The sequence below is a fragment of the Veillonella parvula genome (assembly GCF_002005185.1).
GTDB lineage: Bacteria > Bacillota > Negativicutes > Veillonellales > Veillonellaceae > Veillonella > Veillonella parvula_M.
Genome location: NZ_CP019721.1, coordinates 1,794,686 through 1,807,745 on the forward strand (window position 1 = coordinate 1,794,686; position 13,060 = coordinate 1,807,745).

Below are 13,060 nucleotides of genomic sequence, written 5' to 3' on the forward strand. Positions count from 1 at the left end.
ATTTTTTACAAATCTCTTAACAATAAACTAAGAAAATTATATAAATCAATCTATACAAAATAAATAATTATGCATTAATTATTTATGTACTTATATTAATTTGAAAGTTTTTGACGTATCACCTTTGCACGATAGCTGTCGCGATCGGTATCTGTCAAATTTTCACTACCTAAGTATTTAGAGAGGAAGTTTGGTCTAGTTATAGCAACAAGCTCATTAAAAGTATCTTTACCCCAGAATGGTAATATTTCTAAATCTACACCTAATTGAATGTCGCTAAGCTTACTAAGTGCCTCTTTACCGCTTACACGTCGTGCATATTGTAAAATTCCATAGGATCGCCAAAGTATATCTTCCAAACCTTCTTTATCGTTGTGTAATAAAGATTGCCGAGACTTTCGTTCTTCTGCAATAATTCCTTCTACGATTTTAATCAATTGCTCAATAGTTGCTTCTTCACTAATACCCATCGTTCGTTGATTAGAAATCTGGTAAATACAACCTAAAGCTTCGGAACCTTCCCCATACAACCCTCGTACAGAGTAACCTAGTTGTATTATGTTACGAATGAGTCTCGTAATACGACCAGATAACGTCAATGCGGGTAAATGTAACATAACAGAGGCCCGTAAACCTGTACCCACATTAGTGGGGCAAGCAGTTAAATAACCAAATCGCTCATCAAAGGCATAAGGGTATTTTGCTTCGATAGCTTTATCAATTTGAACCGCATGATTATAAGCTTGTTGCAATTTAAGTCCTGGAGCCATAGATTGAATACGTAAATGATCTTCTTCATTTACCATAATTGCGATAGAAGCATCATCAGATACGATCAAATTACGATACGGTAATTCTTCCTCTAAAGCAGGACTCATTAAATGCTTTTCAACTAAGACAGCACGTTCACATTGACTTAATTGCTCAAGGCTAATATTTGTATATTGGTGCTCATCAGCCTTTTTTAATATTGGCAATAGGCCTCGAGAGATTGTATTCACTTTTTCTAAGGAAACTGTATCTTCACGATTCGTAAACAATATATCATCAAAATTTCTCGCCAATCGTATACGGCTTGAAATTACAATGTGGTCTGTCGCCTCTGTATCCTGACACAGCCACTGACTTAGCGGAGAGTCCAATATAGTATCTAACATAAGAACCTCCTATTCGTTATCACCATCAATGATAACTTCTAGATTTTTAATTTTATCTCTCAAAATTGCAGCTTCTTCAAAGTTTTCAGCTTGAATAGCTGTATCTAATTGACGGCGCAATTGCTTTACTTCATACTTTGCTTTAAAAACATTAGTACCACGACTAGGTATAGTCCCTTCATACTCAGAACTACCTTGTATTCGTTCTAATAATGGATTTATTTCACTATTAAAAGTCTCATAACATTGACCACAGCCAAACTTACCTACCCGATTGAATTCATCATAAGTAATACCACACTGAGGGCATCTCTTAGATTGATGAGCTTTTAATAAGTTATCTGGATACACCATATTCTTAAAAAAATCATTAGTAAAAAAGTTATTATCCCACATATCATTCATAAAAGAACTATAAGGAGATAATTTCCCAGCTTGTTGTAACTCGGTGGCACAAGTACTGCAAAGATGTTGCTCAGTCTTTTGATTATTTATGATATTAGTCATATGGATAGTAGCTTCATTTTTATGGCAATGATCACATAACACAAATCATCACTCCTTCCGCAAAGTGTCCACCATTGATGCATATAATTGACGAACAGCATCATTACGTTCTTCTACGTCTACATTTTCAATTAATGTAGCAAAAGAATTATGCATCAATTGAGCTTCACGACGGGTAATCTTTTCAGATTGTAATAATTGAAATAATGATTGATCTACATCTCGCATATCAATTAATCGTTCTACCGTATTTGGACCTTCATAAATCCGATAAGTTGTAACAGCAGGTAAAGAATCTGAACTTTCTGGGTTAATTTTTTTGATTCGAATATATCCACCCAAGCCACGTCTTGACTCAACATCGAAACCGCGCTCATTAGAAAAACGCGTACTTAATACGTAACTAATTTGGGATGGCGCACAATCTAATTCATCAGCCAATTCATTACGCTTTAAAATTAGCTTTTCTTGTTCTTCACGCATACGGTCTAATATAAATTTTTCTATTTTATCAGCTATCATACTCATAAAAAACACCCCTTTAAAGTTTATTTACTATAGTTTTGACTATTTGTTCTTTAGCATAATTCTATTATATTTGACTTTTTGACTTTAGTCAATATAAAAGTCAAATTTCATAAAAATAACGTTTGACTTTTAATGTATTCTCATATAATTGGACTTAATCCTTAAATCTATGTATAATAAATGAGATATTATTTTCTGAAGGAAGGTGTTGTTATGGCAGAAGCATTAGGACAAGAACTGTTAATTGATTTATATTCCTGCGATGAAGACGCAATTTCATCCGCTACAGCTGTACAAGAAAGTGTAGCAACCGCATTTGACTTAGCTGAACTTGATGTTGATGAAATCAGTTGTCAGGTTATGGATGAGGAAATCGCCCTCCTTTCTGTCGCACCAGGTTTTCACTTTACATTGCACACATATCCTGCACTTGGTTATGTAGCAGTTGATTTATATTCCTTCGAGCAAACATTACCGCTTACATTAATTATGAAAGCCTTACGTAAATCTTTTAGAGCTGAAAAAGTAAAGGCAACAAGTGTGCAACGTGGCGACTTTGGTAACGAACGTGATATGAAGCCACGTCGAAAAACTAAGATTACTACACTTGGTCGTGTTTCTCGTACACGTATCCAACTCAAACAAACAGGGGGCAAGTTGAAAAAACAAAGTGCTAAGGTTATCAAAACATTAGCTAAAAAGAGTGGCCTAAAAAAATAACATAAAATGAAGATGCAAAAAAGCTAGAGGATTTCCTCTAGCTTTTAATTTTGGTTGATATGTAATTCTATTTATATAGCTTATCTACGAACCATCATTTCTTCAAGATTGAGAACATCAGCAATCTCATCAACATCATCACAGATATATTCGGCATCCGCTTCTTTTAACTCAGATTCCGTACCGTAACCATAGGTAACACCGATGGAGATACAGCCAAGTTCATTAGCTGCTTCTACATCGTACTTACGATCTCCAACCATGAATGTCAATCGACGACCATTTTCATCAGTTAATGGGTTGCCACATAGCGTGAGAGCTTTTTCAAGAATTTCTTTTTTGTGTAACAATCCCGCTTCGTAATTAGCACCAACAATAACATCAAAGTATGGTGTCAATTCAAAGTGATCAAGAATATCTTTAGCATAATGTTCTGGTTTTGCAGTAGCTACAGCTATAGTATATTGTTCAGTTTTGCATTTAGCCAATAAGTCTACAATATTCGGATATACTTTATTTTCAAATTTACCGATGGTACCATAACGTTCACGGAATTTAAAGTATGTTTCTTCCGCTTGCTCAAAGGTCAAACCACAATGTTCTTGGAAAGCATCCACCAATGGTGGTCCTAAGAACAATTGTAATGTTTCTTCATCAGGTACAGTATAACCGAAATGTTCCAATGCAAATTTAATGCTTTTAAGAATACCTTCTTGAGAGTCAGTTAAGGTTCCATCTAAATCAAATAATATCGTTTTCTTCATATTATTTCTTTAAAGCCTCTTTCAATGTATGCCATGCAAGAACTGCACATTTTACACGTGCTGGCATGTTAGAAATATTTTGTAGAGCCATAGCATCTTCTAATTCTTCTAACTCATTTTCATCGGTAATCTCTTTTTTAATCATACCCAAGAAAATTTCTACTAAACGAAGCGCTTCCTCAACAGATTTGCCCTTAATGATATCAATCATCATAGATGCAGATGCTTGGCTAATAGCACAGCCAGAACCTGTATATGCAGCATCTTTAATGATACCATCTACTACATTGAGTTGTAATGTTAGATCATCACCACAACTAGGGTTATGTCCATGTTCAGAATTTGTAAATTCAGATAATTCATGCTTATTACGTTTATCTTGGTTATGTTCCAAAATAAGTTCCGTATATAATTGATCCATTTCCATTAGTGGTAATTCTCCTAATCTTTAAAACCCATTACTGAACGAACAGTCTTTAATACTTCAAGGAATGCGTCTAAATCTTCCTTGCGAGTGTATAAGTACATACTTAAACGAGTAGATGCAGATACATTGTAGAACGCACCTAATGGTTGTGCACAATGGTGACCGGAACGAACGCAGATTCCCTTAGAATCCAAAATCGTAGCTACGTCATGAGGATGTACATCATCTACAGTGAACGCAATAACGCCATGTTTTTCCTTAGGATTTTGAGAACCAATAACATGGACATGTGGCAATTCAACAATCTTAGGAAGAATATAAGCTACTAACTCCTCTTCATAGGCTTCTATAGCATCCATTCCAAAGGATTCCAAATAATCAATAGCTGCATGCAAGGAAACAGCACCATCAGCATTTGGAGTACCTGCCTCAAACTTATATGGAAGCTCATTGAATGTAGCAGTTTGTTCTTTTACATACTCAATCATATCGCCACCCAATAGGAATGGAGGCATAGTTTCTAATAAATCACGTTTACCGTATAGTACACCAATCCCTTGAGATGCACACATTTTATGGCCAGAGAATACGAAGAAATCGCAATCCAATGCTTGTACGTCAATTTTTTTATGAGGTGTAGATTGAGCACCGTCTAGAACAACAATAGCACCTACAGAGTGAGCCTTCTCAGTTAATTCTTTTACTGGGAATTCCATACCAAGCACGTTACTAACATGAGCGAAAGCAACAATTTTAGTCTTTTCATCAATTTTATTGATTTCACCATCCTTTAAGTGCCCATGTTCATCAAGATACATGTATTCTAAGGTTGCCCCCGTCTGTTCTGCCACATATTGCCATGTTACAAGATTCGCATGATGTTCAGCAACAGTAATGACAATCTTGTCACCTTTTTTCACATTATGAAGGCCATAGCTGTGGGCAATCAAGTTCATTGACTCCGTACTATTACGTGTAAATATAACCTCTTCGCGTTCACGAGCATTGATAAATTCAACTACGCGATCCCGTGCATTTTCATAGTCTTCAGATGCTTCAATGGCTAAAATATGAGAACCACGATGTGGGTTACCATTACGTTGTGTCATATGTTCCACAACACGGTCAATTACGGACTGTGGAATTTGAGCAGTAGCACCGCTATCTAAATAGATAACACGATGCCCATTATGCTCTTTATGTAATATAGGAAAGTCTTTGTATGCTTCTGCAATTGGTCTCATAAAAACGCCTCTTTAAATTTTATTACGTACAGCTGCTAACGCTGCTTCTTCAATCGTTTCATCACCAATGCGATCAATAATAGGTCGAATCATAGATTCAACAATGATATGTTTTGCCTCTACCTCACTAAAGCCACGGCTCATGATATAGAACAATTTATTATGATCAATTTGGCCTGCACTTGCTGCATGATTACCAACTACATTATCTTCTTTACACAATAAAAGTGGTAACGAAACAGATTTTACAGTTGGATCTAACAATAAGCAAGTATCTTCTTCCGCACCTTCAGAAGCTGTTGCTCCATTAAGAAAATCAAGGGTCCCTCTGAAGGATTTTTTAGAATTGCCACTAAGAGCACCTAAGGTATGAATATCACTAAATGATTTTTTACCACCATGACTCATAACCATAGAAATATCAAATTTTTGCTCTTTATTACCAAGATAAGCAATATCATGAACCATACGGGATTCTTGACCTACTAAATCATGATAGTAATTCAAGATATTTTCACTGCCACCAATTTCAATATTGATGTATTCTACATCTGCTTTTTCTTCTAATTTAGTGTATCGATGCTCGATATGTTGTACATGTTCAGGCAAAAGATTTACCTTTTTTACTACAACCTTACCAGCTTCTTTCACATCGTATTCGTTTAAATAGCTAACATTTGTCAATGCATCCCCAGAGCCCGTTACATAAAATTGCACTTCTAGTTCAGCACCTTCACCAACGATAAATTGGAAACGGTTTGCCACACGAGCATTAGCATCAATGCGGATGCCTACAACTTCTTTCGCCTTAGGAGGCACATTGATAGCATAGCCTTCCGCTTTTTCAACTAATACATGAACAGCTTCTTTATTAGCACCTTCATAATTACCATCTAGTAATGCTGTACCAACAGGTAATGGTGAAAGTATATCTTTATTAGCTTCCACAGCGATGGATTGTACCGCTGTATCTTCTCCAGCTAGAGAGCTTACAGTATGATTAACACGCAACCATCTGAATGTCGGTCTAGGGAGTTCATTAAATAGTAATTCGCTCATAATTCCTCCTTAACCGATAGAACCTTCTAATTCAAGATTGATTAGATTGTTCATTTCTACTGCATATTCAAGTGGCAATTCTTTAGAGATTGGCTCTACGAAGCCACGAACGAGCATCGCACGAGCTTCTTCTTCACTAATACCACGAGTCATAAGATAAAAAATTGCTTCGTCGGAAATACGACCGATTTTAGCTTCATGACCTAAATCCACATTGTCATTTTCTACAATAATAGCCGGGATTGTATCAGATTGAGACTCAGCATCAAGCATCAAGGATTCACAAGAAACGGTTGCTTTGGAATGCTCAGCTTTAGGGCCAATCTTCAAAAGGCCACGATAAATTGCAGCGCCACCGGATTTAGAAATAGATTTAGAGTTTACATTACTTGTTGTATATGGTGCATTATGTACCACTTTACAACCTGTATCGAGGAATTGTCCTTCACCAGCGAATGTTACACCTGTAAATTCAGCATGTGCACCTTCACCGTTGAGAATACTCATTGGATACAAACAAGAAACTTTGGAGCCAAAGGAACCAGATACCCACTCAATTGTACCATTTTTACCTACTACACAACGTTTTGTGTTAAGGTTGTACATGTTTTTAGACCAGTTTTCAATTGTAGAATAACGCAATGTAGCATTATCTTTAACGAACAGTTCAACAGCGCCTGCATGAAGGTTAGACACATCATACTTAGGAGCAGAACAACCTTCGATAAAGTGCAATTTAGCCCCTTCTTCTACGATAATCATCGTATGTTCGAACTGACCAGCACCTGGTGCATTCAAACGGAAGTAAGATTGCAATGGAATCTCTACTTGTACACCGGCAGGAACGTATACGAAGGAACCACCAGACCAAACGGCACCATGAAGGGCAGCCCATTTATGGTCTGTAGGTGGAATTAATGTCATCCAGTATTTTTTTACGATTTCTTCATGTTCATGTAATGCTGTTTCGATATCAGTATAGATAACACCTTGCTTAACAAGATCTTCTTGAATACTGTGGTAAACAACTTCAGAATCATATTGAGCACCAACACCAGCTAGAGATGTTTTTTCCGCTTCTGGAATACCTAAGCGGTCAAAAGTACTTTTAATTTCTTCTGGAACTTCATCCCAGTTTTCTTTCATATCTACTTTAGGCTTAACATACGTATGAATATTTGCCATATCTAAGCCCGAGATATCAGGAATCCAATTCGGAATGCCCATGCGATTATAGATTTCCAAAGACTTTAAACGGAAATCGAGCATCCATTCTGGTTCATTTTTATTAGACCAAATCTCACGGATAATATCTTCTGTTAAACCGGCATCAGAGATATAAGAATATTCAAATTCGTTCTTTATATCATAGACGCCACGGTCCATATCCGCGACTTGGGTTTTCTTTCTTTCTTCCATTATGCCTCCTATGCTAATGCTTTGTATGCGTCATAACCTTTTTCTTCGATTTCACGTACAAGAGAAGCATCACCAGTTTTAACAATCTTGCCATTAATCAACACATGAACATAGTCTGGTTTTAGTTTTTGCAAGATTTGGTTATGATGAGTAATGATTAATACAGCATTTTCTTCGTTATGGAAACGTTGTACACCTTCAGATACGATACGAACCGCATCTACGTCAAGGCCAGAATCAGTTTCATCAAGAATAGCCAATTTAGGATTCAAAATGGACATTTGAAGAATTTCATTCTTCTTGCGTTCACCACCAGAGAAGCCTTCATTTACATAACGTTGCGCATAAGATAAATCAAAGGACAATTCATCCATTTTTTCTTTCAATTCTTTTTTGAAAGATAATGCACGTACATTTTCACCAGTAATTGTGGATTTAGCTGTACGAATGAAGTTTTCTACAGTAATACCAGGAATAGAAATTGGATTTTGGAAGGACATAAAAATACCCGCTTTTGCACGATCGTTTACTGCATCTTCCGTAATATCCTTACCATCAAAAATGATAGAACCACTATCTACTGTATATGTAGAGTTACCCATGATTGCATTAGCAAGTGTAGATTTACCAGCACCATTTGTCCCCATCACAACATGAATTTCACCTTTATTAATTGTTAAATCAATACCTTTCAAGATTTGTTTCTCTTCAACAGATACCTTTAAATCTTTTATCTGAAGTAATTCAGCCAAAATGTTCACTCCTTTTATTTGTATGTAACCATAAGAAACATACACTCGTTATATATAAAACGTATATACTGACACATATAAAAAGGCGGTACGCACTAACGTGAATACCGCCGTAATTCTCGCCAACTTAGCAAGTATGTGCATAACAATCTACACTCATTATACATTCTTATCTAAATGATAGCAAGATATTCCTACTAAAATATACAGGAATTAAAAGAATATCAAGTATTACATATATTGATAGGTTTTTATTAATATTAATTCTCATCCTATTCGATTCTCAATATTAAATTATAGGTTTGAAAAATCAAGAGTTCCAAATAAATCATCGTATGTTTCAGCACGACGAATTTGTGTAACAGATCCATCTTTATGTAGCAATAACTCTGCAGAACGTAATTTACCATTATAATTGAAACCCATAGAATGTCCATGTGCACCAGCATCGTGAATGATGACACGATCTCCAATATCAATTTTTGGCAGCTCTCGTTGAATAGCAAATTTATCATTATTTTCACATAAGGAGCCTGTTACATCATATACATGATCCTTGGGATCATTTTCTTTCCCCATTACGGTAATGTGATGATAAGAGCCATACAACGCCGGACGCATAAGATTTGCCATACAAGCATCTAAACCGATGTAATGACGATAAATATCTTTTTTATGAATAGCAGTAGAAACAAGATAACCAAATGGACCTGTTACCATACGCCCACATTCATAAGCCAATGCTACATCATTAAGTCCATTAGCTACTAAAATCCGATTATACGCTTCTTCTACACCCTTGCTTAATACGCGGAAGTCTACTGGTGTTTGTTCTGGTTTATAAGCTACACCTACACCTCCACCTAAATCAATAAATTCAACAGTGATACCAAGTTCTTTTTTAATATCTACAGCAAGATTAAAGCAAAGCTCTGCTGTACCAACTAAACCGTCAATATCAAGTTCGTTAGAAACAACCATTGTATGAATACCAAAGTGTTTTACACCTTTAGCTTGTAATTGTTTATACGCTTCAAATATTTGTTCGCGTGTCATACCATATTTAGCTTCTTCAGGAAGGCCAATAATTGTATTGCCCCCTTCCTTTAAAGAACCCGGATTATAACGCACGCAGAATGTATCTGGCAAAGAGCCATGATTTTTTTCTAAATATTCGATATGTGTAATATCATCAAGATTGATGATTGCACCCATTTCAAGTGCCTTTTTATACTCCACATATGGTGTGTCATTAGATGTGAACATAATATCATGGCCCGTAATACCCACTTTTTCACATAAAAGTAGTTCCGCTAAGGAAGAACAGTCTGCGCCAACCCCAAGCTTTTGTAACAAACGCATGATATACGGATTTGGAGTTGCTTTAACTGCAAAATATTGCTTGAATCCCTTATTCCAAGAGAATGCATTGATGAAAGATTTCATATTCTCAATAATTCCTTCTTCATCATAAATATGGAATGGAGTTGGATACTGAGCAATAATATTTTCTAATTGTTCTGACGTGAATGGAACTGTTTTTTTGTTCATGATAACCTTTCTACATAAATAAAAGACTCATCAGCCGATGAGTCTTTTATTCTAATTTCCTAATTATTTAAATAAAGCTTTATCTAAACTAAAGCGACCAGCACCAGCAAAAAATAACATAAGTGCACCAAAGCCTAATTGAGATGGGTAGTCCCAGCTAAAGAAACTACCATTCAAACTCACAATAGTCGCAGTTGCTAAAGTACCTACAACTAGAATAGCACCAATACGTGTAAATAATCCTACTGCAATGAGAATACCACCAATCATTTCTGCAAGTGCTGCCATAGTGCCTAACATCTCATAACCACCGGATACACCTAAAGGTGCTAACATAGTCCCTACTTTGTAGAGCCCTTCAGCTCCGCTAAGCCATTTTAAATAACCATGATAAAACATGGAAATGCCCAATGCAAGGCGATAAATCAATAAGCCAAAGTTTACATAATTAGGTTTACTTTTAAAAATAAAGTTCAACATAGTGATCCTTCTTTCAATTCAAATATAGCAAATCGAATAAATTCGATACATTAATTATACTATTAGAGAATAACTATGTCAATAAGACTCACTATTAAATTCTATAGAATTATATCATACATTGTATACAAAATCAATTTTATCGATGTAATCAACATAATATAGTCAGCTTAAATACAATCATAGTTTTTTTGAAATTTGAAATTTAAAACATTACACCCTTACAATAGATTAATTTATCAGTAAAAAATAATCCTAATGAATATGAAAAAATGTAATTCACAATTCATTAGGATTATTATATTTCTTATAAAATTAATTCTAAGCAGCTGATTACATCATACCGCCCATACCACCCATTGGAGGCATTGCAGGAACTGCTGCATTTTCATCTACCTTATCAGCTACGATTGTTTCAGTAGTTAATACAAGAGATGCGATAGATGCGGCATTTTGAAGGGCAGAACGAGTAACTTTTGCAGGGTCAACAATACCAGCTTTAACCATATCGATGTATTCTTCAGTCAAGGCATTGAAACCTACACCAGCTTCAGTATTTTTAACTTTTTCTACTACTACAGAACCTTCGAGACCAGCGTTGTATGCAATTTGACGAAGTGGTTCTTCTACAGCGCGTTTTACAAGGTTAATACCAGTTTGAACATCACCAGTAGCTTTCAATGTATTCAATGCAGGGATGATATCGATGAATGTAGTACCACCACCAGCTACGATACCTTCTTCGACAGCTGCACGGGTTGCGTTCAATGCGTCTTCAATGCGAAGTTTCTTATCTTTCATTTCAACTTCTGTAGCAGCACCTACTTCGATAACTGCAACACCACCGGACAATTTAGCTAGACGTTCTTGTAATTTTTCACGGTCGAAATCAGAAGTAGTTTCTTCAACTTGTGCACGGATTTGGTTAACGCGTTTAGTAATTACATCTTTATCACCTGCGCCATCAATGATTGTAGTTTCATCTTTAGTGATGCGAACTTGACGAGCTGTACCAAGATCTTCAAGTTCTACAGAATCAAGCTTACGGCCCATATCTTCAGTGATTACCGTACCGCCAGTTAAGATAGCGATATCTTCAAGCATAGCTTTACGACGATCACCAAAGCCAGGAGCCTTAACGGCTACAGCTTTGAATGTACCACGCAAACGGTTTACTACTAATGTAGCCAACGCTTCCCCTTCTACATCTTCAGCGATAATAAGAAGTTCTTTGCCTACTTTTACTACTTTTTCAAGTGTTGGCAACATATCTGCGATGGCACTGATTTTACGATCAGTGATCAAGATATATGGGTTATCCATAACAGCTTCCATACGATCAGGGTCAGTTACCATGTAAGGGGAAATGTAACCACGATCAAATTGCATACCTTCTACTACATTTAATGCAGTTTGCAAACCTTTGGATTCTTCAACAGTAATAACACCGTCATTACCAACCTTTTCCATAGCTTCAGCAATCAAACCACCGATTTCTTCGTCAGCAGCAGATACACTTGCAACTTGAGCAATTTCAGCTTTACCAGAAACTTTAATAGAGCGTTTTTTGATTTCTTCAACTAAAGTTTTTACTGCTGTTTCAATACCTTTTTTCAAAATCATTGGGTTAGCACCAGCTGCTACATTGCGCATACCTTCTTGAATCATAGCTTGTGCCAATACTGTGGCAGTAGTAGTACCATCACCTGCTACGTCGTTAGTTTTAGTAGCAACTTCTTTTACCAACTGAGCACCCATATTTTCAAATGGATCTGGAAGTTCGATATCGCGAGCAATAGTTACACCATCATTTGTAATTGTTGGGGAACCGAATTTTTTATCCAACACAACATTACGACCTTTTGGACCTAATGTAACTTTTACAGCATTTGCTAATTGATCTACGCCACGACCTAAAGCACGACGAGCTTCTTCATTAAACAAGATTTCTTTTGCCATATGTATTACCTCCTAAATAGTAACACTATCCAATGTAACGAAATATATGTGCCCTTAGGCAATATAGAATGCATCATCAGTTTTTATAGTCATATAGACTATAAATTAGCGATTATAATACTGCTAAAATATCGCGTTCGCTAACAATCAAATGAGTAGCACCATCAATTTCTAATTCGCTACCAGCATATTTTGCGAACATAACAGTGTCGCCAACTTTAACTTCTGGAGCTACACGTTGACCATTGTCATATACTTTACCAGCACCTACAGCTACAACTACACCTTCTTGAGGTTTTTCTTTTGCTGTATCAGGAAGGAAGATACCACTTTTAGTTTTTTCTTCTTTTGCTTCTAGACGGATAAGAACGCGGTCAGCTAATGGTTTTAACATATAATGTCACTCCTTTTTACTAGTTAATCTCCATAATTTATTAGCACTCTAACTCATCGAGTGCTAATTACAAGTATTATTATAACCGAAGTTAAAATA

General features: G+C 36.1%; 14 protein-coding genes. 1 reads left to right on the forward strand and 13 read right to left on the reverse strand.

Annotation, left to right across the window (positions count from 1 at the left end):
* Positions 1–95 precede the first annotated feature (95 nt).
* Genes B1A77_RS08280 through B1A77_RS08290 form a run of 3 tightly spaced genes read right to left on the reverse strand, consistent with a single transcriptional unit; the run spans position 96 to position 2,192 of the window.
* Complete coding sequence (locus tag B1A77_RS08280) at positions 96–1,157, reverse strand: protein arginine kinase (RefSeq protein ID WP_077708472.1); 1,062 nt, start codon at positions 1,155–1,157, stop codon at positions 96–98.
* Positions 1,158–1,166: 9 nt separating this feature from the next.
* Positions 1,167–1,706, reverse strand: coding sequence for a UvrB/UvrC motif-containing protein (locus B1A77_RS08285; protein ID WP_077708473.1), 540 nt, complete (start codon positions 1,704–1,706; stop codon positions 1,167–1,169).
* Between the two features lie 6 nt (positions 1,707–1,712).
* A complete protein-coding gene (locus B1A77_RS08290; protein ID WP_004696020.1) occupies positions 1,713–2,192 on the reverse strand; it encodes a CtsR family transcriptional regulator in 480 nt (159 codons plus the stop codon).
* A gap of 213 nt (positions 2,193–2,405) precedes the next feature.
* Between B1A77_RS08290 and B1A77_RS08295 the strand changes: the two genes are divergently transcribed.
* Complete coding sequence (locus B1A77_RS08295) at positions 2,406–2,912, forward strand: S-adenosylmethionine decarboxylase family protein (RefSeq protein ID WP_004696023.1); 507 nt, start codon at positions 2,406–2,408, stop codon at positions 2,910–2,912.
* A gap of 80 nt (positions 2,913–2,992) precedes the next feature.
* On the opposite strand, the gene B1A77_RS08300 is transcribed toward B1A77_RS08295, so the two are convergent.
* The 10 genes from B1A77_RS08300 to groES all read right to left on the reverse strand — a co-directional run bounded on the left by B1A77_RS08300 (position 2,993) and on the right by groES (position 12,961).
* Positions 2,993–3,676 carry an HAD hydrolase-like protein gene (locus B1A77_RS08300; protein WP_004696982.1) on the reverse strand — a complete coding sequence of 228 codons (684 nt, stop codon included), beginning with the start codon at positions 3,674–3,676 and terminating at the stop codon, positions 2,993–2,995.
* Position 3,677: 1 nt separating this feature from the next.
* Positions 3,678–4,103: a Fe-S cluster assembly sulfur transfer protein SufU gene (gene sufU, locus B1A77_RS08305; RefSeq protein WP_004696027.1), complete on the reverse strand. Its 426-nt coding sequence runs from the start codon at positions 4,101–4,103 to the stop codon at positions 3,678–3,680.
* Between the two features lie 14 nt (positions 4,104–4,117).
* Complete coding sequence (locus B1A77_RS08310) at positions 4,118–5,347, reverse strand: SufS family cysteine desulfurase (RefSeq protein WP_004696029.1); 1,230 nt, start codon at positions 5,345–5,347, stop codon at positions 4,118–4,120.
* A gap of 12 nt (positions 5,348–5,359) precedes the next feature.
* The gene (locus B1A77_RS08315) at positions 5,360–6,406 is read right to left on the reverse strand and encodes a SufB/SufD family protein (RefSeq protein WP_004696032.1); all 1,047 of its coding nucleotides are present in this window, start codon (positions 6,404–6,406) and stop codon (positions 5,360–5,362) included.
* A gap of 9 nt (positions 6,407–6,415) precedes the next feature.
* Positions 6,416–7,825 carry a Fe-S cluster assembly protein SufB gene (gene sufB, locus B1A77_RS08320; protein WP_004696034.1) on the reverse strand — a complete coding sequence of 470 codons (1,410 nt, stop codon included), beginning with the start codon at positions 7,823–7,825 and terminating at the stop codon, positions 6,416–6,418.
* A gap of 8 nt (positions 7,826–7,833) precedes the next feature.
* Positions 7,834–8,577, reverse strand: a complete 744-nt coding sequence (gene sufC, locus B1A77_RS08325; RefSeq protein WP_004696035.1) for a Fe-S cluster assembly ATPase SufC — start codon at positions 8,575–8,577, stop codon at positions 7,834–7,836.
* Positions 8,578–8,871: 294 nt separating this feature from the next.
* The gene (locus B1A77_RS08330) at positions 8,872–10,128 is read right to left on the reverse strand and encodes a diaminopimelate decarboxylase family protein (RefSeq protein ID WP_008714049.1); all 1,257 of its coding nucleotides are present in this window, start codon (positions 10,126–10,128) and stop codon (positions 8,872–8,874) included.
* Positions 10,129–10,191: 63 nt separating this feature from the next.
* The gene (locus B1A77_RS08335; protein WP_004696040.1) at positions 10,192–10,608 is read right to left on the reverse strand and encodes a DoxX family protein; all 417 of its coding nucleotides are present in this window, start codon (positions 10,606–10,608) and stop codon (positions 10,192–10,194) included.
* Between the two features lie 333 nt (positions 10,609–10,941).
* Positions 10,942–12,567 (reverse strand): chaperonin GroEL, encoded by a 1,626-nt coding sequence (gene groL, locus B1A77_RS08340; RefSeq protein WP_077708474.1) that lies wholly within the window; start codon positions 12,565–12,567, stop codon positions 10,942–10,944.
* 112 nt (positions 12,568–12,679) lie between these two features.
* Positions 12,680–12,961, reverse strand: coding sequence for a co-chaperone GroES (gene groES, locus B1A77_RS08345; protein WP_077708475.1), 282 nt, complete (start codon positions 12,959–12,961; stop codon positions 12,680–12,682).
* Positions 12,962–13,060: the final 99 nt, after the last annotated feature.

Excerpts from the sequence above, each read along its gene's own strand:
- B1A77_RS08315 (WP_004696032.1), bottom strand. The coding sequence starts at position 6,406 with ATGAGCGAATTACTATTTAATGAACTCCCTAGACCGACATTCAGATGG.
- sufU (WP_004696027.1), bottom strand. The coding sequence starts at position 4,103 with ATGGAAATGGATCAATTATATACGGAACTTATTTTGGAACATAACCAA.
- groL (WP_077708474.1), bottom strand. The coding sequence starts at position 12,567 with ATGGCAAAAGAAATCTTGTTTAATGAAGAAGCTCGTCGTGCTTTAGGT.
- groES (WP_077708475.1), bottom strand. The coding sequence starts at position 12,961 with ATGTTAAAACCATTAGCTGACCGCGTTCTTATCCGTCTAGAAGCAAAA.
- B1A77_RS08310 (WP_004696029.1), bottom strand. The coding sequence starts at position 5,347 with ATGAGACCAATTGCAGAAGCATACAAAGACTTTCCTATATTACATAAA.
- B1A77_RS08290 (WP_004696020.1), bottom strand. The coding sequence starts at position 2,192 with ATGAGTATGATAGCTGATAAAATAGAAAAATTTATATTAGACCGTATG.
- B1A77_RS08280 (WP_077708472.1), bottom strand. The coding sequence starts at position 1,157 with ATGTTAGATACTATATTGGACTCTCCGCTAAGTCAGTGGCTGTGTCAG.
- B1A77_RS08330 (WP_008714049.1), bottom strand. The coding sequence starts at position 10,128 with ATGAACAAAAAAACAGTTCCATTCACGTCAGAACAATTAGAAAATATT.
- B1A77_RS08300 (WP_004696982.1), bottom strand. The coding sequence starts at position 3,676 with ATGAAGAAAACGATATTATTTGATTTAGATGGAACCTTAACTGACTCT.
- B1A77_RS08295 (WP_004696023.1), top strand. The coding sequence starts at position 2,406 with ATGGCAGAAGCATTAGGACAAGAACTGTTAATTGATTTATATTCCTGC.
- sufB (WP_004696034.1), bottom strand. The coding sequence starts at position 7,825 with ATGGAAGAAAGAAAGAAAACCCAAGTCGCGGATATGGACCGTGGCGTC.
- B1A77_RS08335 (WP_004696040.1), bottom strand. The coding sequence starts at position 10,608 with ATGTTGAACTTTATTTTTAAAAGTAAACCTAATTATGTAAACTTTGGC.